General features: G+C 37.0%; 23 protein-coding genes and 1 pseudogene. 13 read left to right on the top strand and 11 right to left on the bottom strand.

All coding sequences use genetic code 11. The features are described from left to right. Positions 1–172 precede the first annotated feature (172 nt). The 3 genes and pseudogenes from C9J40_RS14145 to C9J40_RS14135 all read right to left on the bottom strand — a co-directional run bounded on the left by C9J40_RS14145 (position 173) and on the right by C9J40_RS14135 (position 3,347). Complete coding sequence (locus tag C9J40_RS14145; RefSeq protein ID WP_107247268.1) at positions 173–1,651, bottom strand: aerolysin family beta-barrel pore-forming toxin; 1,479 nt, start codon at positions 1,649–1,651, stop codon at positions 173–175. A 475-nt stretch (positions 1,652–2,126) separates the two neighbouring features. Continuing rightward, positions 2,127–2,420: pseudogene (locus tag C9J40_RS22270) on the bottom strand (transcriptional regulator); the annotation flags it as partial. A gap of 453 nt (positions 2,421–2,873) precedes the next feature. Continuing rightward, entirely contained in the window at positions 2,874–3,347 is a 474-nt protein-coding gene (locus tag C9J40_RS14135) for a hypothetical protein (RefSeq protein ID WP_107247267.1), read from the bottom strand. Between the two features lie 278 nt (positions 3,348–3,625). Here C9J40_RS14135 and C9J40_RS14130 point away from each other — a divergent pair, with 278 nt between their 5' ends. Continuing rightward, positions 3,626–3,814, top strand: coding sequence for a hypothetical protein (locus C9J40_RS14130; protein ID WP_045082326.1), 189 nt, complete (start codon positions 3,626–3,628; stop codon positions 3,812–3,814). A gap of 95 nt (positions 3,815–3,909) precedes the next feature. On the opposite strand, the gene aroG is transcribed toward C9J40_RS14130, so the two are convergent. After that, positions 3,910–4,962 carry a 3-deoxy-7-phosphoheptulonate synthase AroG gene (gene aroG / locus C9J40_RS14125; protein ID WP_107206874.1) on the bottom strand — a complete coding sequence of 351 codons (1,053 nt, stop codon included), beginning with the start codon at positions 4,960–4,962 and terminating at the stop codon, positions 3,910–3,912. A gap of 451 nt (positions 4,963–5,413) precedes the next feature. Between aroG and C9J40_RS14120 the strand changes: the two genes are divergently transcribed. The 5 genes from C9J40_RS14120 (at position 5,414) to C9J40_RS14100 (ending at position 9,514) form a co-directional block, all read left to right on the top strand. Next, complete coding sequence (locus C9J40_RS14120) at positions 5,414–6,154, top strand: amino acid ABC transporter ATP-binding protein (protein ID WP_369917496.1); 741 nt, start codon at positions 5,414–5,416, stop codon at positions 6,152–6,154. Positions 6,155–6,161: 7 nt separating this feature from the next. After that, positions 6,162–6,980, top strand: coding sequence for an amino acid ABC transporter permease (locus C9J40_RS14115; RefSeq protein WP_107206872.1), 819 nt, complete (start codon positions 6,162–6,164; stop codon positions 6,978–6,980). 29 nt (positions 6,981–7,009) lie between these two features. Beyond that, the gene (locus C9J40_RS14110; RefSeq protein ID WP_107206871.1) at positions 7,010–7,822 is read left to right on the top strand and encodes a transporter substrate-binding domain-containing protein; all 813 of its coding nucleotides are present in this window, start codon (positions 7,010–7,012) and stop codon (positions 7,820–7,822) included. Positions 7,823–7,826: 4 nt separating this feature from the next. Then, positions 7,827–8,762: an amino acid ABC transporter permease gene (locus C9J40_RS14105; protein WP_107206870.1), complete on the top strand. Its 936-nt coding sequence runs from the start codon at positions 7,827–7,829 to the stop codon at positions 8,760–8,762. Positions 8,763–9,181: 419 nt separating this feature from the next. Beyond that, the gene (locus C9J40_RS14100) at positions 9,182–9,514 is read left to right on the top strand and encodes an SMR family transporter (protein ID WP_199187113.1); all 333 of its coding nucleotides are present in this window, start codon (positions 9,182–9,184) and stop codon (positions 9,512–9,514) included. 73 nt (positions 9,515–9,587) lie between these two features. Here C9J40_RS14100 and C9J40_RS14095 read toward each other — a convergent pair whose 3' ends face one another. Together C9J40_RS14095 and C9J40_RS14090 are read right to left on the bottom strand one after the other, a co-directional pair. Then, positions 9,588–10,091 carry a GNAT family N-acetyltransferase gene (locus tag C9J40_RS14095; protein ID WP_107247266.1) on the bottom strand — a complete coding sequence of 168 codons (504 nt, stop codon included), beginning with the start codon at positions 10,089–10,091 and terminating at the stop codon, positions 9,588–9,590. Positions 10,092–10,118: 27 nt separating this feature from the next. Beyond that, positions 10,119–10,808: an SDR family oxidoreductase gene (locus C9J40_RS14090; protein ID WP_107247265.1), complete on the bottom strand. Its 690-nt coding sequence runs from the start codon at positions 10,806–10,808 to the stop codon at positions 10,119–10,121. Positions 10,809–11,002: 194 nt separating this feature from the next. On the opposite strand from C9J40_RS14090, the gene C9J40_RS14085 reads away from it, so the two are divergent. The 4 genes from C9J40_RS14085 to C9J40_RS14070 are packed head-to-tail and all read left to right on the top strand — an operon-like array spanning position 11,003 to position 14,529. After that, a complete protein-coding gene (locus C9J40_RS14085; protein WP_107247264.1) occupies positions 11,003–11,914 on the top strand; it encodes a metal ABC transporter substrate-binding protein in 912 nt (303 codons plus the stop codon). After that, positions 11,914–12,771 carry a manganese/iron ABC transporter ATP-binding protein gene (locus C9J40_RS14080; RefSeq protein ID WP_107247263.1) on the top strand — a complete coding sequence of 286 codons (858 nt, stop codon included), beginning with the start codon at positions 11,914–11,916 and terminating at the stop codon, positions 12,769–12,771. The genes C9J40_RS14085 and C9J40_RS14080 overlap by 1 nt, the downstream gene beginning before the upstream one ends. 17 nt (positions 12,772–12,788) lie before the next feature. Then, positions 12,789–13,679 carry a metal ABC transporter permease gene (locus tag C9J40_RS14075; protein WP_107247262.1) on the top strand — a complete coding sequence of 297 codons (891 nt, stop codon included), beginning with the start codon at positions 12,789–12,791 and terminating at the stop codon, positions 13,677–13,679. Beyond that, positions 13,672–14,529 carry a metal ABC transporter permease gene (locus C9J40_RS14070; RefSeq protein WP_107247261.1) on the top strand — a complete coding sequence of 286 codons (858 nt, stop codon included), beginning with the start codon at positions 13,672–13,674 and terminating at the stop codon, positions 14,527–14,529. The genes C9J40_RS14075 and C9J40_RS14070 overlap by 8 nt, the downstream gene beginning before the upstream one ends. 121 nt (positions 14,530–14,650) lie before the next feature. Here C9J40_RS14070 and C9J40_RS14065 read toward each other — a convergent pair whose 3' ends face one another. Then, positions 14,651–15,016, bottom strand: a complete 366-nt coding sequence (locus tag C9J40_RS14065) for a DUF3703 domain-containing protein (RefSeq protein WP_107247260.1) — start codon at positions 15,014–15,016, stop codon at positions 14,651–14,653. A 273-nt stretch (positions 15,017–15,289) separates the two neighbouring features. On the opposite strand from C9J40_RS14065, the gene C9J40_RS14060 reads away from it, so the two are divergent. After that, positions 15,290–16,102: a DUF2797 domain-containing protein gene (locus C9J40_RS14060; protein WP_107206861.1), complete on the top strand. Its 813-nt coding sequence runs from the start codon at positions 15,290–15,292 to the stop codon at positions 16,100–16,102. A 53-nt stretch (positions 16,103–16,155) separates the two neighbouring features. Here the strand turns inward: C9J40_RS14060 and C9J40_RS14055 are convergent, their stop codons facing one another. From C9J40_RS14055 to C9J40_RS14045, 3 genes are all read right to left on the bottom strand, one after another. Continuing rightward, positions 16,156–16,791 (bottom strand): RimK/LysX family protein, encoded by a 636-nt coding sequence (locus C9J40_RS14055; RefSeq protein ID WP_233219132.1) that lies wholly within the window; start codon positions 16,789–16,791, stop codon positions 16,156–16,158. A gap of 87 nt (positions 16,792–16,878) precedes the next feature. Next, on the bottom strand, positions 16,879–17,775 hold the full coding sequence (locus C9J40_RS14050) for a phosphotransferase (RefSeq protein ID WP_107206860.1): 897 nt from the start codon (positions 17,773–17,775) through the stop codon (positions 16,879–16,881). Positions 17,776–18,157: 382 nt separating this feature from the next. After that, complete coding sequence (locus C9J40_RS14045) at positions 18,158–18,625, bottom strand: GNAT family N-acetyltransferase (protein ID WP_107206859.1); 468 nt, start codon at positions 18,623–18,625, stop codon at positions 18,158–18,160. A gap of 148 nt (positions 18,626–18,773) precedes the next feature. Between C9J40_RS14045 and C9J40_RS14040 the strand changes: the two genes are divergently transcribed. Continuing rightward, positions 18,774–20,702 carry a S9 family peptidase gene (locus tag C9J40_RS14040; RefSeq protein WP_107247259.1) on the top strand — a complete coding sequence of 643 codons (1,929 nt, stop codon included), beginning with the start codon at positions 18,774–18,776 and terminating at the stop codon, positions 20,700–20,702. A gap of 234 nt (positions 20,703–20,936) precedes the next feature. Further along, positions 20,937–21,314: a DUF2541 family protein gene (locus C9J40_RS14035; RefSeq protein WP_107247258.1), complete on the top strand. Its 378-nt coding sequence runs from the start codon at positions 20,937–20,939 to the stop codon at positions 21,312–21,314. A gap of 76 nt (positions 21,315–21,390) precedes the next feature. Here C9J40_RS14035 and C9J40_RS14030 read toward each other — a convergent pair whose 3' ends face one another. Further along, positions 21,391–21,729, bottom strand: coding sequence for a gamma-glutamylcyclotransferase family protein (locus C9J40_RS14030; protein WP_107206857.1), 339 nt, complete (start codon positions 21,727–21,729; stop codon positions 21,391–21,393). Positions 21,730–21,874: the final 145 nt, after the last annotated feature.

The following is a 21,874-nucleotide window of genomic DNA, read 5'->3' as shown; positions in this document are numbered from 1 at the left end:
CCTACTATTATAGCTAACTATCTTATGTCTGATTGATAGTCTAAAAACAATACATCTCCCCATACAGACACTTAAAGCATGAAATGGGTAATAAACAGATTATTTTTAACAACGATAAAGCCCGCAACACGTAGTTACGGGCAAACAGTGAATACCGCTTTATACGATGACGTTAATTTACTGCATGTACGCTCAATTCTGCATTAGTAAAACCTAATGAATTAAGTTCATCAGCATCAAAATTCGATGCTACCTCTACATTACCAGCACGTTGAGTCGTAACATTATCTTTTAATGATAGAGAACTTTTGTCTATAGGCTGCGCTTTACCAATATCCATAGTGCCAGCATATTGAGACTCGGCAGAAAAATCACCAGAGACAAAAGAATGGAAAGGACGCAAACTCATACCAAGGGCAGATTGAATATTGCCCAGTCCGATTTCATTTATCGCCCAGCTCCAATCCCACCACTGTACTTCATTTGGAATATATCGATGTTCCCATTGATAAGGAATATTCGCGGGCTTATCACTGCCACGTCCCACGGTAAACGTATAACTTCTATATGGTCGTTTTTCTGGATGTGTATGCCACGCATTACCTCCCCAGCGTAGAAATCCATTGAAATTGACGTCGTAACTTATATCTGCATTAAACTGGTAAGGGTAAGCAATAGATGAGAGATATAAATCGACGCGGACCGGTATAATTGAGTGAGGTGGCACCGTTGGTTGTGCTTCTAACGAAACTTGCTCACTGGTTGATTCGCCTTTAGATTGTGAAAAGTTTTTATTTGCCTCAATGCTAATATTTAGCCTTGTCGTTCCGACGAGTGGCCAATTGAAAGCATCTTCAGTTGTTACTCTTGCAGAAAACCCGTAATTATCAGTTTTTGACCACGTTGTTGATTCATCCAACTTTAAGCTAACGGAAATTTTCTGATCTTGATCACTGTCGTTTCTCGCTAACGCGGTAATGGTTTTTACTAGTTTTTTGTCCGACTCAGTGACATCACCATGCCAGAAACTGTCATCATCTAAACGATAGGCAAAATTATTTACTGTGATTTTAGTCTTTTCATCACACCGATAACCGGTACACGTTCCAATATCATTTCCTTGGATAACCCAGTCATCACCGATATGTTGAATGTTCATATCTTCGCCAGCGTATTGAGCATGATTGCCACCAACCCATGCATAACCCAGATAATCAGCAAGTTGGCTTAAAGGCCGAATAAAATTATCTTGGTCATGTAATAGTGCATATTGAACATCGATTTCATCACCTTCTGGTAGCTCAAGTGCAGTGTAGTTAGGGATTTCTGTGTGGTTTTCATCAGGATAACAAAAAGTGTTGGGAGGGCTAGTTCCTGCGGGTTGTTGTTTTATCAAACCTTTGTAACCCGGTCCCATAACGACCCATAGACCTTTTAGCGAGACGATTTGCCAGTCATCCATAAAAGGAAGAAGAGATTTTACATGCTCCCCAGCTTCATAATGGTCAAGAGGATGGTAGCCTGCTCGGCAAATATTTGAACCTAAGTGATCCAGTACAATTTGTTCAGGGTACACCTTCTGTGCATATACACGACTTGTTAAGGTTGGAAGGACAGTAGCTAACAATATACTTATGTAGATACTTCGCATGAACAATCCTCATATATATTAATTTGATGATGCACTCAAAGTAGAGCTATGCCAGTTTTCCATATTAATAAATTTAGTAAAAATGAAATTACTTGAAATTTTATGACTATAATTTTCAACATGTTATAAGTGACTTGTAATTTGATAAATCAGTCTTTTTTAAAAAACTTTATCGTAATAAACTGAATTTTGATTAAGATAATTTTTTAACGTTTAATTCCAAAATTTTGTAATTAGGATAATCGTTTAATAAACTTACCCTTGGTTTATTTATCAACGCATTCATTTCAAGATCTGTATTAATGCTATGACCTTTATTGATTGTTACAAGTAGTGTGGAAATTAAAATGACAAATAAAAGAAAAGAGCAAACTAAAGGCCGATATCTCTTTCCATGATTGCTTTGCCGTGTATAGTCAGTTGAGAAATCCTTATTTTTTTCGCTTTTCTCTATCAATATTTTAGCATTAAGCACTTCATCAAATAACACGCCTTCAATTAAACGGTATCCAACTTTAGGTACTGTCACTATGGGTGATTCCTTAATACCTAACTTTATCAGTGAAAGTCTAATTTTGCTGATACTTTTCGCTAATGATGTCTCTCCAATACATTCACTGCCCCAGGCAAATTTAATAATATCTTTCTTTGGGACAACATTTGGAGAGTGTTTAAGCAAGAGATAAAGAATCTGTGAATCTCGATATCCTATTTTTAATATTTTTTTACGATTAGAAAGCGTATTTTTTATAGGGTTATATAATACTATGTTACTCCCCCGTAACTTTATCAATAAAGAGAAGATAGATGTATATTTTATAATTGATAATTAGCATATATAAATAGAGCTGAGTGTGATCCAGCTTAAACTTTATCTATCTCATTAATTTAAAGAAAGCAAAGGCATTACTAGAAATTCAGCATTTATATATTTGTAAGGGAAGATTTATAATTAGATATAATTGTTAATAAAGATGAACAGTAATGGGCAGTTAACAAGAATTAATGCCACTTCATAATATATAGCCTTTAGATAAAATAGAGCTTATAGAAGCTATCTATTATTTAATCTAAAACAACAAACATAGTGTTCTTCCATTTATTTCTCATCGAGCCATCTCTTTAATTAGCTGTAGAGTCTACAGCTAATTTTTAATGCTTTCCTAATATCTGAAAATACACCGTAGATGCATTCAACGTTATAAAGCACATCATTCAGAGATTAATAACCAAAAGCAGTCGCGACCTGTAACCAATTCTGTTGTGTTCGCTGATCGTGTTCTACTGAAGGTAAAAACTCAAGAACATGGATTATTGATGCGTTTCCGCCTGAACGACAATCCATACTATGCTGGTTTAATTCTGTATGAAACAACGGCATATTGTTTTGTGTGTCCACACACCAATTGCCTACAAGTTTACCGCTGTGCTGTAAACAGTAGCTTGTTACTAGGTCTTGAAATTGTCGTTGATGATTATCGTTAGAATCACAAACGATATTTTCATAATTCGCATAGCCCAATACTGGATGATAAACCGTAATTCCCTGTTGCTGTGTTTGTGATGATTCGTAACTATCAACCGTTTCAATAAAACTTGTTGTTGACTCTAATGGTTTTGAAACGATTTCAGCTTGTATCATCAGTGGACCAAATAAAAATACACCGTACAGAACGCTTAATATCAAACTCTTCATACACACCGACCTATCGCTTATTGGCATACATAGTTTCAATCAATAACTACCCTATCACTTTATATTGTTATAGCAGATATATTTATAAACGTTTAAATTTAAAGATATTTTCCATTTTTAGATAGCGAAAACATTGTCAATAAATCTGTACATCACAAAAGCCGCTATAATTACAACATCCCTTTCAGTCATATTTATTGCCAATAAGACAACTAGGTCGTATCAATTATGATACAACGTTCATATTGATATCACATATATTTGTTTGGAGTCGATATATGGAAGATAAAACACTCATTGCAGATACTCATGGCATTCTTGAAGCCTTCATCGAAAATGGATTACATCGTACATACCCTATTTATTGTCAATTCCCTCATTGTGAAAGCTTGATAGAAAAGCACCAATACGATGAAAGCTATGATATTGAATTTAATGATGGTTATCGCCATTACAATGAGAAATGATTTTAATTCTGGCTTTTATAAATCTAGATTGGGTATAAAAAAGATATAAAAAAACCGATGTGTAGAAACATCGGTTTTTATTAATATACATGTTGTTACGCTTGGCGGCGCTTTTGTACATCTGACGCTAATTGACGAAGTACTTTTTCAGTATCTTCCCAACCAATACAGGCATCTGTAATACTTTGACCGTAAGTCGGTTCAACACCATCAACAATATCCTGACGACCTTCAACAAGGTGACTTTCAATCATCACACCAAAGATAGATTTGTTACCACTCGCAATTTGCTCACCAACATCTTGTGATACTAGCGGCTGACGATCAAATTTTTTCAAGCTATTTGCATGACTAAAATCGATCATCACTTTAGAACGGTGACCAGCACCTTCAAGTTGATCTGTCACTGCTTTAACGTGCTCAGCACTATAATTTGGCTCTTTACCACCACGAAGGATAATATGGCAATCTTCATTGCCTGCCGTTGATACAATCGCAGAGTGACCGTATTTAGTCACAGATAAAAAGTGGTGAGGCGCACTTGCCGAACCTATCGCATCTGTTGCAATTTTGATATTGCCATCTGTGCCGTTTTTAAAACCTACTGGGCATGACAAACCTGACGCAAGTTCACGGTGAACCTGAGATTCTGTTGTACGCGCACCAATTGCTCCCCAACTGATCAAATCTCCCATGTACTGAGGTGTGATCATGTCAAGGAATTCGCCTGCTGTTGGGAGGCCTAATTCAGCTAAATCAAGAAGTAGTTTACGACCAATGCGTAAGCCATCATTTAATTGGAAGCTGTTATCCATGTAAGGGTCATTAATCAACCCTTTCCAACCTACAGTTGTACGCGGTTTTTCAAAATAAACGCGCATAACAATTTCTAAATCAGCGTTAAGCTCATCACGTAGTGTTTTTAGCTTTTTACCGTACTCTATTGCTGCATCAGTATCATGTATAGAACAAGGTCCAACAATCACAAGAAGACGGTCATCTTCGTCATTTAAGATATTATGAATGGCATTTCGAGCTTGATATACTGTTTCTGAAGCTGTTTCTGAAGCTGAAAATTTTTCCAGTATTGCAACTGGTGGTAATAGTTCTTTGATCTCGCTAATGCGGACATCATCTGTTTTATGCATGCTTATACTTCCCGTATCGCTACACTACGTCTATGTCGGTCAATCGATGTAGTGTACTTATCTCCAAATAGTCATTTCTTAACTTATCGCCTTAACCCCTTTTGTGCAATGGGTTATGGCTGTAAAGTCGACATTTTTTAACCATTTCACTTCATTAATCGTAATAATACGTATTATGTGCCATAACAAAATAATTACACCCACCCTAATTACCTCACAAAGCAAATACTTTTATGATATAGATCGCTATTAAGTTGATAAATAAATGGGTAATAATCACTCACATAGACACAGATTATTTATTTAAATGATGACTTCTAAAAATTAAAAGTTCATTGTTATATAGTATTGAAATGATTAATTATTTTTAATAGGTACAAGCTATTACATCAATACATTGGTATTTATCATGTATTGTGAAAAGCTACTAATTTATGAGTCGAGGTACGTCTTGTTGGCTAAAGACGAAATAATAGCATTCCAGCATGTGAACAAATGGTATGGCGATTTCCATGCATTAAAAGACATCAACCTAACCATTCATAAAGGTGAACGGTTGGTCATTTGTGGCCCTTCCGGTTCAGGAAAATCTACGCTTATCCGCTGTATTAATGGGCTTGAGCAATATGATTCAGGCGAAATTAGAGTAAGAAATCACTTATTAGATCCTAACAACCTAAAAGCCGTTCGTGGCAAAGTTGGTATGGTCTTTCAGCACTTTAATCTTTTTCCTCATATGACGGTATTAGATAATTTAACCCTTGCTCCCCGACGCACATTGGGTATGTCAAAAACAGATGCTGAAGCGTTAGCGAATCAATATCTAGAACGTGTGCATATCGGCCATCAGGCGAATAAATACCCAGGGCAATTATCAGGAGGGCAACAACAGCGTGTAGCGATTGCTCGTTCTCTTTGTATGAAGCCTGATATTCTTTTGTTTGATGAACCCACTTCCGCGCTAGATCCTGAAATGATCCATGAAGTACTTGATGTCATGAAAGAATTAGCAGATGAAGGCATTACAATGGTATGCGTAACCCATGAGATGGGGTTTGCTCGCAAAGTAGCAGATCGGGTTGTATTTATGGATGAAGGTGAAATTGTTGAAATTGCACCGCCCGCAATTTTATTCGATCAGCCACAAAGCCTACGTACTCAGGCGTTTCTTAAAAAAATTCTAAGTTACTGAGGTAAATATGATAGCGAAACCTCAGTCACCTTCAACAATAGTAAGAATACTGAAACCAGTACTCAGTGGTTTACTGCAAATTTCCGTCATTACTTTCGCCATTATATGGTTACTCAATAGTGGTGCTGATGCAATGAACTACAACTGGCAATGGTACCGTATTCCTCAATATTTGTTTTTTAAAGAAGACGGAGAATGGTTTTCTGCAGAGCTTATTGATGGCCTACTTGTCACCCTCAAAATTTCAGCCATTAGCCTGATTTTTACAATCATATTTGGCTTGGTAACCGCACTGTTACGCGTATCTCATTCTATTATCGGTCGTGGTCTTGCACGGGGGTATATTGAACTCATTCGTAACACACCGCTACTCGTACAAATTTATCTACTGTACTTTGTTTTTGGTCCGGTATTAGGGTTAGAACGGTTTACAACAGCAGTGCTGGCATTATCTTTATTTCAAGGAGCATACACTGCAGAAATCTTCCGCTCTGGCTTAATCAATATACCTAAAGGTCAATTTGAAGCAGCTGAAAGCCTTGGGTTAAGTAAAATAGATAGTTATCGCTATATTATTTTGCCGCAAATGTTACGTCGAGTTTTACCACCATTAACCAATGAGGCCGTTTCTTTGGTTAAAAACTCTTCTATAGTCAGTATCATGGCTATATTTGATCTAACAACACAAGGACGGGATATTGTTGCTGATACCGCCATGCCATTTGAAGTTTGGTTTACTATTGCGGCAATGTATTTATGTATAACGTTAGTTTTATCTGCTTTTGCAACACTGCTAGAGTACAAACTTGCAACACCTAATCATTGATGATTTTTAACGATATGGAGAAAAATATAATGAAGCGTTTTTTGGCGGTTTTATTTACTGCACTCACTCTTTTTTTCACCACAAGCCATGCTTTTGCTGCTGATAAAAGTACCCTTGAACAAATTAAAGAACGAGGCACATTACGCGTAGGTTTATCAACATTTGTACCTTGGGCAATGCGTGATAAACAAGGTGAACTCATTGGCTTTGAAGTCGATGTCGCTAAACGTGTCGCTAAAGATGCGGGTGTAAAAGTAGAGTTTATACCTACAGCATGGGACGGTATTATCCCAGCCCTGCTAGCAGGTAAATTTGATGTTATCATTGGCGGAATGTCGATAACACCACAACGAAATCTGAGTGTTCTTTTTACAACACCCTACTCTCATTCAGGTGTTCAACTTGCCGCCAATAAAGAGTTAGCTGGCGATAAGCTCTCCATTGCTGATTACAATAAACGTAGCGTAACGCTAGCTGTGCGTCGCGGTGCTGTAACAGTACAAACGGCGAAGAAATATTTCCCGAAAGCGAAATTACGTCAATTCGATGATGAAGCACAAGCATTCCAAGAAGTTTTAAATGGCAATGCGCAAGCTGTATTAGCATCAACACCAAAACCAGAGCAAATGGCTCTGCAATACAAAGATAAGCTATTTCTACCATTTAAAGAGCGTCTAAGCCAAGGCTCTGAAGGTTTTGCTATCCGCCAAGGTGATTTCAACTTGTTAAACTTCTTTGATAACTGGATTTTACTTCGAACTCAAGATGGTTGGTTACAAGAGCGTTATAACTATTGGTTTACCACAGTTGATTGGCAGAACCAGGTAAAAGAAGGTCAATAAATTAATGTCTTCTTGCTCAACTGCAAAGAAAACACTCTCGCAGCCAGAAAAAATTCTGGCTGCTAAGTTTTCATTAAAAAAACTTAAACCACTTGATTACATTCTCTTAGTGATAATGAGCTGTTTCATCGGGTGGTTATATTATCGTTCATCTGTTGGCATTAATTACCACTGGCAATGGCATAAAGCCTTTGATTTGGTTTTTACCCCTGGCCAAAACGGAGAGCTTCCTTATTTCTTTCAAGGTATTATCAGTACTATTCGATTAAGTTTGTGGGGTATGCTGTTTGCTGCGGTATTCGGGCTGCTTTTAGCTTTAGGGCGTCGTTCTTCTTTTATCTTTTTCCGTCTGCCAGCTAATGCTTATATTCAATTAGTCAGAAATATCCCGCCACTGGTTTTTGTTTTCATTTTCTATTTCTTTATATCTAGCCAATTAGTTCCATTGCTAGGACTCGATAATCTATTTCGTAATTACCATGGTAACGAGAATCTTCTGCAAGATATCCTCTTTGGTAATAGTCAGTTATGGGAAAACCTTTTTTCTGGCATTCTATGCGTTGGCTTAATAGCTGCTGCTTATATCGCTGAAGTCATTCGCTCTGGGCTTGATGCAATAGATAAAGGACAATGGGAAGCAACCAGCTCTCTTGGGCTTTCTCGTCTTGATGGTTTCCGCTTTGTTATTTTCCCGCAAGCAATCGCAGGCATAGTACCAGCACTGGCTGGTCAATTTATCTCAATAGTGAAAGATTCATCAATTATTTCATTGATCTCTATACAGGAGATAACCTTCGTCGGCAGTGAAATGGCGAACTCATCGGGGTTAATCTTTGAAATTTGGTTACTTGTTGGCGCTGTCTACTTAATTTTATGCCTATCTTTATCTCTTTTATTCACCCAATTAGAGAAACGTAGCTTACGTCATCTTCAGCGTTAGATATGACAAATAAGCCCTGAATACATATTGAATGAATATATCATTGTATTCAGGCTTATTTGACTCACAACTTCATCTATTAAGATCAATGTAATATCAGCATTTACTTGTATATGCTCTTGTTTGTTTAATGCCAATTTTTGTCGCTATTTCGGATAACGAATAATTAAAAAATAATGATAAATACAATCTTCTAACTACAGAATTCTTACGAAATATAAGCATACCTTTAAGCTGTCGTGCTGTTTCGTATTCATTTGTTGTTTTATATCAATAGTAAAACCTCGTTAGTAATTATTATTACTAGATGGTAATAATGATTTGTATAAATATCACTTGGTGAAACGTATTCTTTGACACTAAAATGCGCATCTCTTTTTTAATGATAGATAATCGTAATGTTTAAACTATTAACTTCTATGCCACCTTTTTTAGCTTTATCTATTGCCATTGTGTTTGAAGTGATCGCAACATCTTTCATTCCTAAAGCCGAGCAATTTACTAAACTCGTTCCAAGTGCGGTTGTACTTGTCGGTTACGCTGTCGCTTTTTTTCTCTTATCTGTCACCGTTAAAACCATGCCTGTTGGTATTGTTTATGCGATTTGGAGTGGCGCTGGTATTGTCCTCGTTGCAACGATTAGCTTTTTTATTTATGGGCAGCGCTTAGATTTACCCGCAATTGTAGGTATTGGTTTTATTATTGTTGGTGTTTTAATTGTTAACCTATTGTCGAAAACCGTCGGCCATTAATAAATCACTTCAATAAAAAAGGCAGTAATCATTGCGTATGATTACTGCCTTTTTACTTATCCACTTTATCGAATCATACAGTGTATGTTCGTAGCCTCGCCATATGGTATACATTGGCATACTCGCCATTACGAAACGCAAAGTTTTTCGCCTCGCCTTCAATTTCAAAACCATGTTTTTGATAAAGCTTCATTGCAGCAATGTTGTCTGTATACACTTCTAACTCGATACGTTGAACATTGAGCCATTTATCTGCCAACATCAATGCCGACTGTAACAATTGCCCACCAACACCTCTACCTTGAAATGTCTCTTTCACCCCCATACCAAAGCTCGCAACGTGCCTGCGCCTTGGGTTATCACAAACCGACAGTCCAAGTTGCCCGACAATTTCTCCCTCATATTCCGCTACCAAGCTATAACAGCCTTGAGGTAAATTCGACAATCGAGACGTCCAACGATCGAGTGAAGGAAATGGGAGTTGAAGTGTACCGCCATAGGCAATTTCAGATTCATAAATAGCTTTAACACCCATAATATCTTTATCTTCGCTATGTCGAATAATGATATTTTCCATTAGTACACTCCTTTTTGTTCAATTAAATTACCACGCGATACGTGTGCCGTCGTAGTTTATAAACTCCCCTGAATGGTTTACTGAAGTATGTTCAATAACATCAAACAATCCTTTAGCTGAAGTTTCTATATCAATAAGTGCATTAGGGCCACCCATCTCTGTTTGCACCCAACCAGGATGTAAAGCAATAACCGTAAACCCCTCGTCACGAAGATCATTGCTTAAACTTTTTACTACTGAATTAAGTGCTGCTTTTGATGAACGATAAATATAACCACCACCTGAAGTGTTCTCTTCCATGCTGCCAACTTTTGAAGATATGCAGGCTATTTTTTTTGTAGTGCCACTTTTGAGTAATGAGTACAAGCTTTCTATTAATTTTAAGGGTGCAATCGTATTTATTTCAAAAACACGACGCCATTCTTCAACATCAGTCTGACCAAAGCCGTAGCCTTTTGGACCATAATAACCAGCATTATTTATCACAAGATCGAGGCTTGGTAATCGCGTGGCTAGCTGATCAAGCTGCTCGTAATTGGTTACGTCTAATGAATGAATAATGAGATCAGCGTTATGGCTAGCAAGATCTTGCAGATCTACCGCTGTTTCTAATGTTCTCGAGGTTGCATGAACCAACCAGCCTTGCGATAAATACTGCTTCACTAGCCCTAGGCCAATACCCCGATTAGCTCCTGTTATCAATACGCTTTTTTTCATCGTCTCCCCTTACTCATCAACAATAAATACTATTAGTTATCAATCCAATATACCGATTGAATATATACAAACAACCTTAAAAGCCGACAAAAGCAAGAAACACCTTATTGATAATAATTATCAATTGCATTTAAAGATTGCGTTTGTTATAACTTTGAAAAATTTAAATTACTTTCTTTATAGGGATAAAAAGGATGAACTTTCATCAAAAGCAACGATTACGATACGTGACAAATGCTGTACTGCTATCTGTTGGACTGTTTATGAGTACAGTCAGCCATGCTAATGATAAGTTTAAAGTAATTACAACATTCACAATCATTGCTGACATGGCAAAAAATGTCGCAGGTGACGCCGCTATTGTTGAATCTATTACTAAACCCAATGCGGAAATTCATAATTATCAAGTAACACCTGGCGATCTTAAACGGGCACAAGGTGCTGATTTAATACTTTATAACGGTTTAAATTTAGAACTGTGGTTTAATAAGTTTTTCCAAAACCTCCATGATGTTCCTTCTGTAACGGTAACTGAAAATATCACGCCATTAAGTATTACTCAGGGCCCTTATAACGGAAAACCTAACCCTCATGCTTGGATGTCACCTGAAAACGGTATTATTTATGTTGAAAATATTCGCCAAGCACTGGTTAAGCATGATCCTAAAAATGCGGGCATTTATAATAAAAACGCTCAACAATATACCCAAGAAATTAAGCAAACAATTGCACCTATTCGTAATCAGATTAATACCATACCGGTAGATAGGCGTTGGCTTGTTACCAGTGAAGGGGCTTTTAGCTATCTTGCTCGTGATTTTGGACTAAAAGAACTGTATTTATGGCCTATTAATGCTGATGCCCAAGGCACGCCTCAACAAGTTCGTCAACTTATCGATGCTGTTCGTCAACATCAAATTCATGCGGTTTTCAGTGAAAGTACTGTTTCAGCAAAACCGGCTCAACAAGTCGCAAGAGAAACAGGCGCTAACTATGCAGGCGTGCTTTATGTTGACTCGTTGAGTGCTAAAAACGGCCCTGTTCCTACCTATCTAGAGCTAATTAAAGTGACCTCTCAAACCATCGCTAAAGGGCTGAGTTTATAATGATAGGATTAGATATAAACAATATTACAGTTACATACCGTAACGGACATACTGCTCTGCACAATGCCACATTTAGCGTTCCTCAAGGTTCTATCGCAGCCCTAGTCGGGATGAATGGCAGCGGAAAGTCCACACTTTTTAAAGCCATTATGGGATTTGTATCCACCAGCCAAGGTAGTGTAAAAATCCTTAATCAGACAGTCAAAAACGCGCTAAAAAGTAATGTGGTAGCCTATGTTCCGCAAAGTGAAGATATAGACTGGAACTTCCCTGTTCTGGTTGAAGATGTCGTTATGATGGGGCGTTATGGTTATATGAATATGTTGCGTATCCCCAAAAAAATAGATCATGAAAAAGTGAATATCGCTCTCGAGCGGGTCAATATGACTGACTTTCGTAAACGTCAAATCGGAGAACTTTCTGGGGGGCAACGTAAACGGGTATTTCTTGCTCGTGCACTCGCGCAAGAAAGTCAGGTGATATTACTCGATGAACCCTTTACAGGCGTTGATGTTCAAACTGAAGATCAAATCATGGCATTGTTACGCGAACTTCGTAATGAAGGCAAAGTCATGCTTGTCTCTACCCATAATCTTGGCAGTATTCCTGACTTTTGTGACCGTACAATTTTAATTAACAAAACCATTTTGGCGTCAGGAGAAACAACCGAGATTTTCACACCTGAAAATTTAAAACTCGCATTCGGTGGTGTATTACGCCACTTCATTTTATCAGGGAAAGATCTTCACGAAGACGACGATAGCCGTAAATTATCGGTTATTTCCGATCATGAACGCCCTGTTGTTATGTATGGTGAAAATGGCGAACAGCAATCTCGCTCCCTTTCCCGTCAATAATAAAAGGAGTGATAATCGTGGACCAATTACTTGAGCCGTTTTTATATAGCTATATGATCAACGCCATGTGGGTTAGTGCGTTAATAGGTGGCGTTTGTGCTTTTCTTTCCTGTTATTTAATGCTGAAGGGCTGGTCACTTATTGGTGATGCACTATCACATTCTATCGTACCCGGTGTTGCCGGCGCTTATATGATAGGCCTCCCCTTTTCTTTTGGTGCCTTTTTTTCTGGCGGTTTAGCGGCTGCTGGTATGTTATTTTTAAGCCAGCGTAGTAAATTAAAAGAAGACGCTGTTATTGGCTTAATTTTTACTGCTTTCTTCGGGCTCGGTTTATTTCTTGTCTCGCTCTATCCTAGTGCGGTTAATATTCAAACTATTGTAATGGGAAATATTCTCGCAATAACCCCTATAGATACATTACAAATCGTCATCATTGGCTGCCTTTCTCTTTTCGTTTTATGTGTAAAGTGGCGTGATTTCATGGTTGTTTTCTTTGATGAAAACCATGCTAAAACCATTGGGTTATCACCAACATTTTTAAAAATTGTATTTTTTAGTATTTTAAGTGCTTCAACCGTTGCCGCATTGCAAACTGTAGGCGCCTTTTTAGTTATAGCTATGGTTGTAATACCTGGTGCAACTGCTTATTTACTGTCTGACCGTTTCTCAATGGTCATTATCTACAGTGTATTTATTGGTGTGTTCAGCGCTTTTCTTGGTGCATACCTTAGCTATTTTATCAATGGCGCAACAGGTGGGATCATCGTGTTATTACAAACTGTTTTCTTTGGTTTAGCTTTTATATTTGCGCCTAAATATGGTCGATTAGCAACGTATAGAAAAACCAAACAAGCATTAAAAAAAGCACAACGTTTTAAGCAAACGAAAGGAGTTCAACATGGCTAATCTAATAGAGACATTGTTATCGCCTTTTGAATTTATTTTTATGCAGCAAGCTTTTCTGATTGTTTTTTTTATCGCGATACCAACCGCATTACTCTCTTGTTTTTTAATTCTCAAGGGTTGGTCTTTAATGGGTGATGCCATTTCCCATGCTGTTTTACCGGGGATTGTTATTGCTTATGTGTTATCAATTCCATTTACGATTGGCGCTTTTATCGCAGGTATGTTTTGTGCGTTAACCACAGGGTATTTAAAAGAAAATAGCAGAATTAAAGAAGATACAATTATGGGTGTTGTATTTTCAGCAATGTTCGCGCTCGGTATTGTGATGATGACGAAAATTCACACAGATATTCACTTAGACCATATTCTATTTGGTGATCCTCTTGGGGCGAGTTGGCGTGATATTACAGAAGCAGGAGCAATTGCACTCATTGTTGGATCACTGTGTATTATTAAAGGTAAAGATTTACTCTTACTTATTTTCGATCATCAACATGCACAAGCAATTGGACTTCCGACCAAAGTATTACATTACGGATTGCTTGCCCTACTCTCATTCGCGATTGTTACCGCACTCAAAGCCGTTGGCATGATACTCGTGATTTCAATGCTGATTGCGCCAGGAGCAACAGCCTTTATGCTTAGCCGTCGTTTTCAAACCATGATGGTAATATCGGTATTCATTTCTATTATAAATTGCTTCTTAGGCGTTTATCTTAGCTTCTTTATCGATAGTGCTCCTGCACCAACAATTATATTATTAATGACAATAAACTTTATTGTGGTATTTGTTTATCATGCAATAAAACAGCGAGCCGTCATAAAACAAACGCCCGTAAGTTTAATATAATTCCTACTACGCTGTTATATTCAATAATGGCTATCAAATCCGATAGCCATTATTCGCAATAGATCTCAGAATCATTTCACCGTTCAGCGTCGCCCTTTTCTCATTGAACGTATTAACTGTATTACATTTGTTTCGCGCGAATAATTTTTTGTTGGTGTAAAGCTGAAATAGGTAAGCGTTTAAAAGGGCTTACATTACTTCCCCCTGTATTTCCTTCAGGCACAAGACCCACAGCTGTTTTAGTTAATGCGCCAAAGACTCTTAATAACTGCCCTCTTAGCTCTTGGCTATCACCATTACGTCGTGCCCAATACAGCATATGACAATGGATTCTAGTATGCCAGTAAGTAGAATGTTGTCCCAAAACGTGAGCGTTTTCTAAATGGCTGAACTCTAATACCACATCATTATTACGTCTCGCTTTCCTTGCTAAAGATAATTCTTTTATTACGGCATAAGAGATATTTTGTGAAAATCGATTGAGCATAACTCTCTCCATGATGATGCTTGCTATCTATTTCTAACATTAGAACACACAAATAAATACACCAGTGTTTATCACTTCTCTCTAGGTAACGATCACTTTTTACTTTATGCCATTTACATATTTCACCCATAAACACTGATTGTTTTGCTGATTGTCTCTCCGATTTAAAACGTCGAAGAGGGAATTCATATTTTTCCGTTGCGCTTTTATAGCCGCTTCCCTCTTTCACCTGCTAAAATCACCGCACTATAAAAACAAACTACTGAGCAATGTATGCAAGGAACATTAAGTAAAATGAAGTCAACGTTAAATGACGTTGTTGACTATCATCTCCCTGTCGGCGATCAACAACTGCATTTAAACCCTTTGATTGGTAAGTCACTTAAATTGACTCATACAGGCAATATTTTTTGCCAGTCGTGTGGCAAAAAAACCAAGAAAAGTTACTCTCAAGGTCATTGCTTCCCTTGTATGAAAAAATTAGCGTCATGCGATATGTGCATTATGAAACCTGAAACTTGTCACTACGACAAAGGTACGTGCCGTGAGCCACAATGGGGTGAAGAAAATTGCATGGTGCCGCACTATGTTTACCTATCAAATACTTCGGGTTTAAAAGTGGGTATTACTCGACATAGCCAACTACCGACACGATGGATTGATCAAGGTGCCACACAGGCACTTGCTGTACTAAAAGTAAAAACACGTCAAATTTCAGGTTTAGTGGAAGTGGCTATTGCAGAGCTTGTCGCTGATAAAACCAACTGGCGTGCAATGCTCAAAGGTGATAATGCTGAGATAGATTTAACAGAAAAAGCCTCGGTTTTATTACCAGAAGTAAAAGCTCGTCTTGCAGAAATCACTGCAGAATATGGTGAAGATGCGATTGAATATCTTGATAACGATATTGTTGATATTCATTTTCCTGTTGATGCCTTCCCAACCAAGATTAGCTCACACAACTTTGATAAAGAGCCTGTGGTTGAAGGTATTTTGCAAGGAATTAAAGGTCAATATCTGATCTTTGATACTGGCGTGATCAACATTCGTAAATTCACCAGCTACGAAGTAATTGCTGAAGCATAATTAATCATAAAAGCGAAGTGTCTCGGATAAGAATAGAGAGTTTAAGCTTCGCTTTATTTCTTTACTCTCCCCTGAATATAATCATATTTTCTATTTTGTACCGCAAGATCACGTAAAAAGTTCTCACCCAATACAATACCGCTACCGCCATTGATTAGCACATATTCAATTTCTTCATTAATATCGCCAAGTTTGGTTCTTAACTTTACAACAGGTAAAGATTTATCGCTTTTGTCCGGTACTTTAACTTTTTCATGAATGGCAAATTTATACTCTTTATCAAGCAGTTTAAACGTAACCCAATCTTTTCCATTACGCTCAAATTCAACTAAATCACTTACGCCAATGCGTGAATTTTCTGATAGAGGATCAATATAAGCCGAAAAATACTGTGTTGATGACGCAAGTAAGATCCACTCATGCCGTCCTAAAATAAACAACCCATCTTGAGTTTCTTTCTTTACTGATGAATTCGCTGATTTTGTACTGTTATGTGCAAGGATTAAATCGCTTGAAGCATTAAATTGAGTATCACTGGCATGACGAAGAGAAAGATCAGAGGGCTGGCTCAAAAGATCTGGGATAAAAGAAACAGGAAACTTAGATGATGTAACATGATTACCAGCCACAGATTGATAACTAACTAACAGTAAAACAAACGCAGATACTTGACTTACTTTATTCATCATAAGTTAACCTTTTCGTTCTTCTTTTATACCCCTACCTTACAAAACATAATACTTACAAAGGGAAATAGGCAACTATTTCCCTCAAACTCATTGCATACTCATGGCTGCTTCAAACTTATTAAACTTATTCGCTAACCAGTTTTCATCATACCAACCCATATTTCGACTGTGTTTCGCATCATCCCACAAACTAAAGAAATAACGTCGTGCTTTAAAGCCATCATCTAATTGACGTTTTTCAATATAGCGTTCGGCGATATGCGTATCACCACGCACATCAAATAAATGGATCACATCGAGTTCACGGTGTTTAAAACCGCTATCACAAGGATCAAGCAATCCCGCCACTTTAAACGTCTTAGGATCAAACAATACATTCGCTAAATGACAATCATCATGTACGAAAGAAGACGCTTCATGAGCTATCGGTGCTAATATTTCTCTACGACGTTCCCATAGCTCAGTATATTGATCTTTGATCTTTGAACTAAATGGCGATACTGAACAAGAAAGGTATCTATATACATCTTTCATCCAGTCATCGAACGCATTATTAAAATCACCGTCAAAGCCTCCGTTATTTAATTCAAAGCCTTGTGGATGATTATGCTCATGTAGTGCGAGTAAAATATCTGTGTAATCTTCACGGAATGTCTCTATCGCGAATTTATTATTGGGTAATTCATTCGCAGGTCGACCTTCGAGCCAATCTAGCACGATATAGTCATACCCTTCTTCACGACCAAATAAATAGATCTGCGGTACAGGACAGCTCACAATACAACGTAACTTCTGTAAACACGCAACTTCTTTACTTATTCGACCTACTTCTCGTGAAAATTTAACAACAATCTTTGCCTTCCCTGTGGCAAGAAATACAACCCAACCATAAAAGGTTTCCTGAATATCACATACATCAGCTTTTTGTCGGAACATTGCGAAAAACGATTTTTCAGCAATATTTTTTAGCTGGGCTCTATTCATATTTTGTACCTTGGATTTTATCTAGCAACTGTAACCAATAAATACCAAATAAGTATAATTATCTTTTTTTATTGGATATTTAATCTTTATTATGGGTTAAGAATGCAACATAACAGCCAATATGACCAGTAGATACGACAAATAAAGCTTAAAATATTTCACTTTTGGTTACATTTGATTTTATTTAGAGCTTTGCAACCGTAAACCAGCTAAAAATTAGCGAATAAAACTCTTTTTTAGCAATAAATAAAAAGCGTGCTCCAACTCGCAAAATATAAGCAAAAATAAAAACAATACATATAGGAATGTGACTTACATCTTATTATTCCAAATAGGACTAATGTGAAATACTACCAATTAATAATAACGTTATTCGGCTACCTTAAATATCATGATACATGATTTCTTGTGGCCCAAATAAACCTCCTAGATAACGCTCACCTGTAAAAGTGAAGCCAGCCGTTTCATAACAACGCTTTGCCACTGTATTTTTGCAATTTACTGTTAAATAAATCCTTTGATAATTTGAGTAGTTCTTCGCTAAATAAGTAAATAAAACCATTAATGCTTGTTTACCAATACCCTTGCCTTGTAATTTTTGGTCTATAACAAAGGTTCGCAAACCAATACAATTTTCAGAGCAAAAATCCACATCATGAGAGTAAGCAATATCTATTTTAAAGAAACCTACTATTTGGCTGTTCAACTTAATCACATAAAGATGCATTGTTGCAGATTCACTTTCTAAAAAGTCATCTGCTGTCGCGGCAAATAGAATTTGATCCTCAAATAAAGACACCGCTTTCACACCCTCTTGATCCTTCTCTGTATACCTCAAAATTACAAGCATATTAAGTCCTATCAACTGCATTTTAAATAAGCACTATTCCGATCGCAATTTTACTATAAACAGTATGTAAAACATTCATAATTCATAATATAAGCATAATAATTCATTTATTATCTTTTTATATTTAGTCGGCTATATTGAGAACATCATGAAACTTTTCATTTTCATAATACAAAGCTTTGCTCTGATTTTATTAATTTCGGGTTGCGCACAGCCCAAAGAAGCAACGCACCAGTCTTTGGTAGCTCAACAACTACCTATCTTGCTAGATTTTAAAGCTCTGACTACAGCAACAAACGGTACACATTCTTACCAAATCTCACCTGATGGTGAAAAACTGGCTTGGCTCAAAGACAGTTTTGACAACAATGGTAATCCATTGACTACGCTACATTTTAAGAATTTAAAAACCGGTAAAACAGGTGAATTTAATTACTGGGTTTCATTTTTCGAATGGATGCCTGATAGCCGCAACCTTATTTATGTGCCTCAATTTGACGATATGAAATCTAAAATATTCTTTTTAGATACAGAGTATCCTACACAATTCATTAAACCTTTTTATGATAAAAACAATCAGATCAATGTTGTCGATCTTTTATTTAACGACCCAGAGAACATTCTTATTAGACATAACAGTGGTGATACTAAAATTTTCAATTTATACCGCTTAAATATTAAAACAAAAAAAGAAACATTATTATTTAAAGTCGATAAAGAATTAACAATAGATGGGTTCATTATTGACGACAGAGTTAAAGGCGGTTCAATTTTCGCTTATATAAAAGATAACAGAAAAATATATCAATTCGGCACTGATAAATTATTATTTGATACAGGTAAAAATGGTGAAGTTGCACATGCTATGTTGAATCATAGCAATAATACCCTCACTATTTTAGCCAACAATAATTCCGACAAGATTCAACTTATTGAGCTAGATCTTGCAACCAATGAAGTTACTACCCTTTATTCAAATGATAATGTTGATGTAGACAGATATTACTATGACAATAATCATGCTCCAGCATTAGCAGCCAGTTATCCTGATTATCAAGAAATCAAAATTTTTAATCCTAATTATAAAAAATTAGTCTCTAATTTTTATCAAAAAGGCAAAAATGAAATCTTTATTTCTAGCACTGACAATAAAGATCAGAAATTCACAGTTAAGCAATATAATGAATACGGATATAATATTTATCTGTATGATGCAACTAACAACAAGAAAGAACTGTTATCACAAAGTAAATCACATCATTACTCGCAGTTTCTTGCCACTCAAAAGCCCATTCAGTTCACGAGCCGAGATGGTTTAACCCTCAACGGTTATATCACCCTACCTAAGGGCATTAAACCCAATAACCTTCCAACGGTATTACTGGTTCATGGTGGACCACATGCTCGCGACTACTGGGGCTTTAATAGTGAAGCACAATTACTTGCCAACCGTGGCTATGCGGTTATTCAAGTTAATTTCAGGGGATCTATAGGTTACGGCTATGAGTTTACATCTTCAGGCTATGGTGAGTTTTCTAAAGCTATGCATAACGACCTAATTGATGGTGTAAATTGGGCAGTAGAGCAAGGAATAACAGATCCGAACAATGTCGCTATTATGGGTGCTAGTTACGGTGGATACGCAACCTTAGTCGGTATGACACTGACTCCCGATAAATTTTCTTGCGGTGTTGATATTTTTGGTATGTCAGATCTAGAGCTAATGGTAAAAAACTTCCCTGAACCATGGAAGCGATATGAAGATATTTGGGTAAATTATATTGGTGATTTCAACGATCCAGAGATGAAGCAGCAACGCGCACAACAATCACCCATCAACTTTGTTAACAATATGAATGCGCCTCTATTAGTCATTCAAGGGGACAGTGATGCTGTTGTGATCCCAGAGCAATCTCGTCGTTTTGTCGAAGCGGCAAAGAAAGCAGGAAAAAATGTACAGTACTGGGAAATGAATAACGTTGGCCACCATTATGGAACGCCAAGGCAAGCAAGGAAACTTGCGAGAAAAGTTGATAATTTCTTAAGCCAATGTATTGGTGGTCGCTCAGCTGGCTAACTATTAATAATAAACGGTGTCATCTCCTTTCAGATGACACCACGTTTTTTCTTATGCATTATTGCTCAAACTGATTTTCAAGTGACGACAACATAACCAAAATAAAACAAAAAACACCCAACTATTTGACATATGTTCTGTATTACTAAATTACAGATACTTACAACAAATTATTTAGCCATTTCGAATTTATCTCATTATAATCAGTGCAGTTTTTACTTGTGAGATTTCTTTATGAAACTAAAAGCGACAATGGCTGCAGCAATCATGCTTTCTACGATGGCATTTTCAACAACAGCTTCAGCTGATACATTTACATTAGGTCGTACTATTCTTCTTGAAGCTAAAAATAGTCACGCTAAGATCCCTGTACCACTGTGTCGTAATACTAAATCGATTCAGATCAAAGCTGAACGTGATGTGTTTTTAACAAAAGTCGTCTTTAAATTTCAAAATGGCTCTTCGCGCGTATTCCAGTTTCAACGCAAATTAGATAAAAACGAAAAAACAGATTGGCGTCGATTCTCTTATGAGCGCTGTGTAACAGATATTCAAGTGTATGGCCGTGCTGAAGATGGCAGTGCTGGCATTAAAGTTCTCGGTCGTCGATAAGCCAATTTATTTAAAAACAAGATCGCTATTAATAGCGATCTTGTTTTTTATATCTCTATAATCTTGCCAGACTGACTTACATTTCACTTGGACTTAAACGATACACAAATGCCGATTGTTCAGAGCCATCGTCAAGCATAACGGTGATCACTACACGGTCATACCCCTCGCCTTCGAAATCATCAATACGCTGCCAATGCGTTGTCAATTCATCAGACGTAAAGAGTAAGCCTTGAACACGTTCCCCTTCTGATTGCGGTACAAAAGCAGGATAACCTAATGTCGCGCCTTTACCGTTTGGGTAAATAAATCCAATTGCGCTCGCTTTTTTCCAAGAACCTTTCAAATCAGAAAGCACATAGGCATTAGATTGTTCTGGCGCCAAAGTGCCATAAACGAATAATGTATTAAGCACGAAGAATGAGTCCTCACTATAAGTCACATCTTATTAACTAAACTATAAACCTAAGGACAAAACATATTTAAAGCCATAATGAAAAAGCACTAATTATTGTGATCTCGTTTAAAGTTTACATGCTAACTATCAGACTTTAGTGTAA

The sequence above is a fragment of the Photobacterium sp. GB-72 genome (genome assembly GCF_003026095.1).
Taxonomy (GTDB): domain Bacteria; phylum Pseudomonadota; class Gammaproteobacteria; order Enterobacterales; family Vibrionaceae; genus Photobacterium.
This window is presented reverse-complemented; position numbering and strand designations above follow the sequence as displayed.

Excerpts from the sequence above, each read along its gene's own strand:
- C9J40_RS14095 (WP_107247266.1), bottom strand. The coding sequence starts at position 10,091 with ATGGAAAATATCATTATTCGACATAGCGAAGATAAAGATATTATGGGT.
- C9J40_RS14135 (WP_107247267.1), bottom strand. The coding sequence starts at position 3,347 with ATGAAGAGTTTGATATTAAGCGTTCTGTACGGTGTATTTTTATTTGGT.
- C9J40_RS14105 (WP_107206870.1), top strand. The coding sequence starts at position 7,827 with ATGTCTTCTTGCTCAACTGCAAAGAAAACACTCTCGCAGCCAGAAAAA.
- C9J40_RS14115 (WP_107206872.1), top strand. The coding sequence starts at position 6,162 with ATGATAGCGAAACCTCAGTCACCTTCAACAATAGTAAGAATACTGAAA.
- C9J40_RS14070 (WP_107247261.1), top strand. The coding sequence starts at position 13,672 with ATGGCTAATCTAATAGAGACATTGTTATCGCCTTTTGAATTTATTTTT.
- C9J40_RS14080 (WP_107247263.1), top strand. The coding sequence starts at position 11,914 with ATGATAGGATTAGATATAAACAATATTACAGTTACATACCGTAACGGA.
- C9J40_RS14040 (WP_107247259.1), top strand. The coding sequence starts at position 18,774 with ATGAAACTTTTCATTTTCATAATACAAAGCTTTGCTCTGATTTTATTA.
- C9J40_RS14050 (WP_107206860.1), bottom strand. The coding sequence starts at position 17,775 with ATGAATAGAGCCCAGCTAAAAAATATTGCTGAAAAATCGTTTTTCGCA.
- C9J40_RS14045 (WP_107206859.1), bottom strand. The coding sequence starts at position 18,625 with ATGCTTGTAATTTTGAGGTATACAGAGAAGGATCAAGAGGGTGTGAAA.
- C9J40_RS14035 (WP_107247258.1), top strand. The coding sequence starts at position 20,937 with ATGAAACTAAAAGCGACAATGGCTGCAGCAATCATGCTTTCTACGATG.
- C9J40_RS14130 (WP_045082326.1), top strand. The coding sequence starts at position 3,626 with ATGGAAGATAAAACACTCATTGCAGATACTCATGGCATTCTTGAAGCC.
- C9J40_RS14055 (WP_233219132.1), bottom strand. The coding sequence starts at position 16,791 with ATGATGAATAAAGTAAGTCAAGTATCTGCGTTTGTTTTACTGTTAGTT.
- C9J40_RS14065 (WP_107247260.1), bottom strand. The coding sequence starts at position 15,016 with ATGCTCAATCGATTTTCACAAAATATCTCTTATGCCGTAATAAAAGAA.
- C9J40_RS14090 (WP_107247265.1), bottom strand. The coding sequence starts at position 10,808 with ATGAAAAAAAGCGTATTGATAACAGGAGCTAATCGGGGTATTGGCCTA.
- aroG (WP_107206874.1), bottom strand. The coding sequence starts at position 4,962 with ATGCATAAAACAGATGATGTCCGCATTAGCGAGATCAAAGAACTATTA.
- C9J40_RS14085 (WP_107247264.1), top strand. The coding sequence starts at position 11,003 with ATGAACTTTCATCAAAAGCAACGATTACGATACGTGACAAATGCTGTA.
- C9J40_RS14100 (WP_199187113.1), top strand. The coding sequence starts at position 9,182 with ATGCCACCTTTTTTAGCTTTATCTATTGCCATTGTGTTTGAAGTGATC.
- C9J40_RS14145 (WP_107247268.1), bottom strand. The coding sequence starts at position 1,651 with ATGCGAAGTATCTACATAAGTATATTGTTAGCTACTGTCCTTCCAACC.
- C9J40_RS14110 (WP_107206871.1), top strand. The coding sequence starts at position 7,010 with ATGAAGCGTTTTTTGGCGGTTTTATTTACTGCACTCACTCTTTTTTTC.
- C9J40_RS14060 (WP_107206861.1), top strand. The coding sequence starts at position 15,290 with ATGCAAGGAACATTAAGTAAAATGAAGTCAACGTTAAATGACGTTGTT.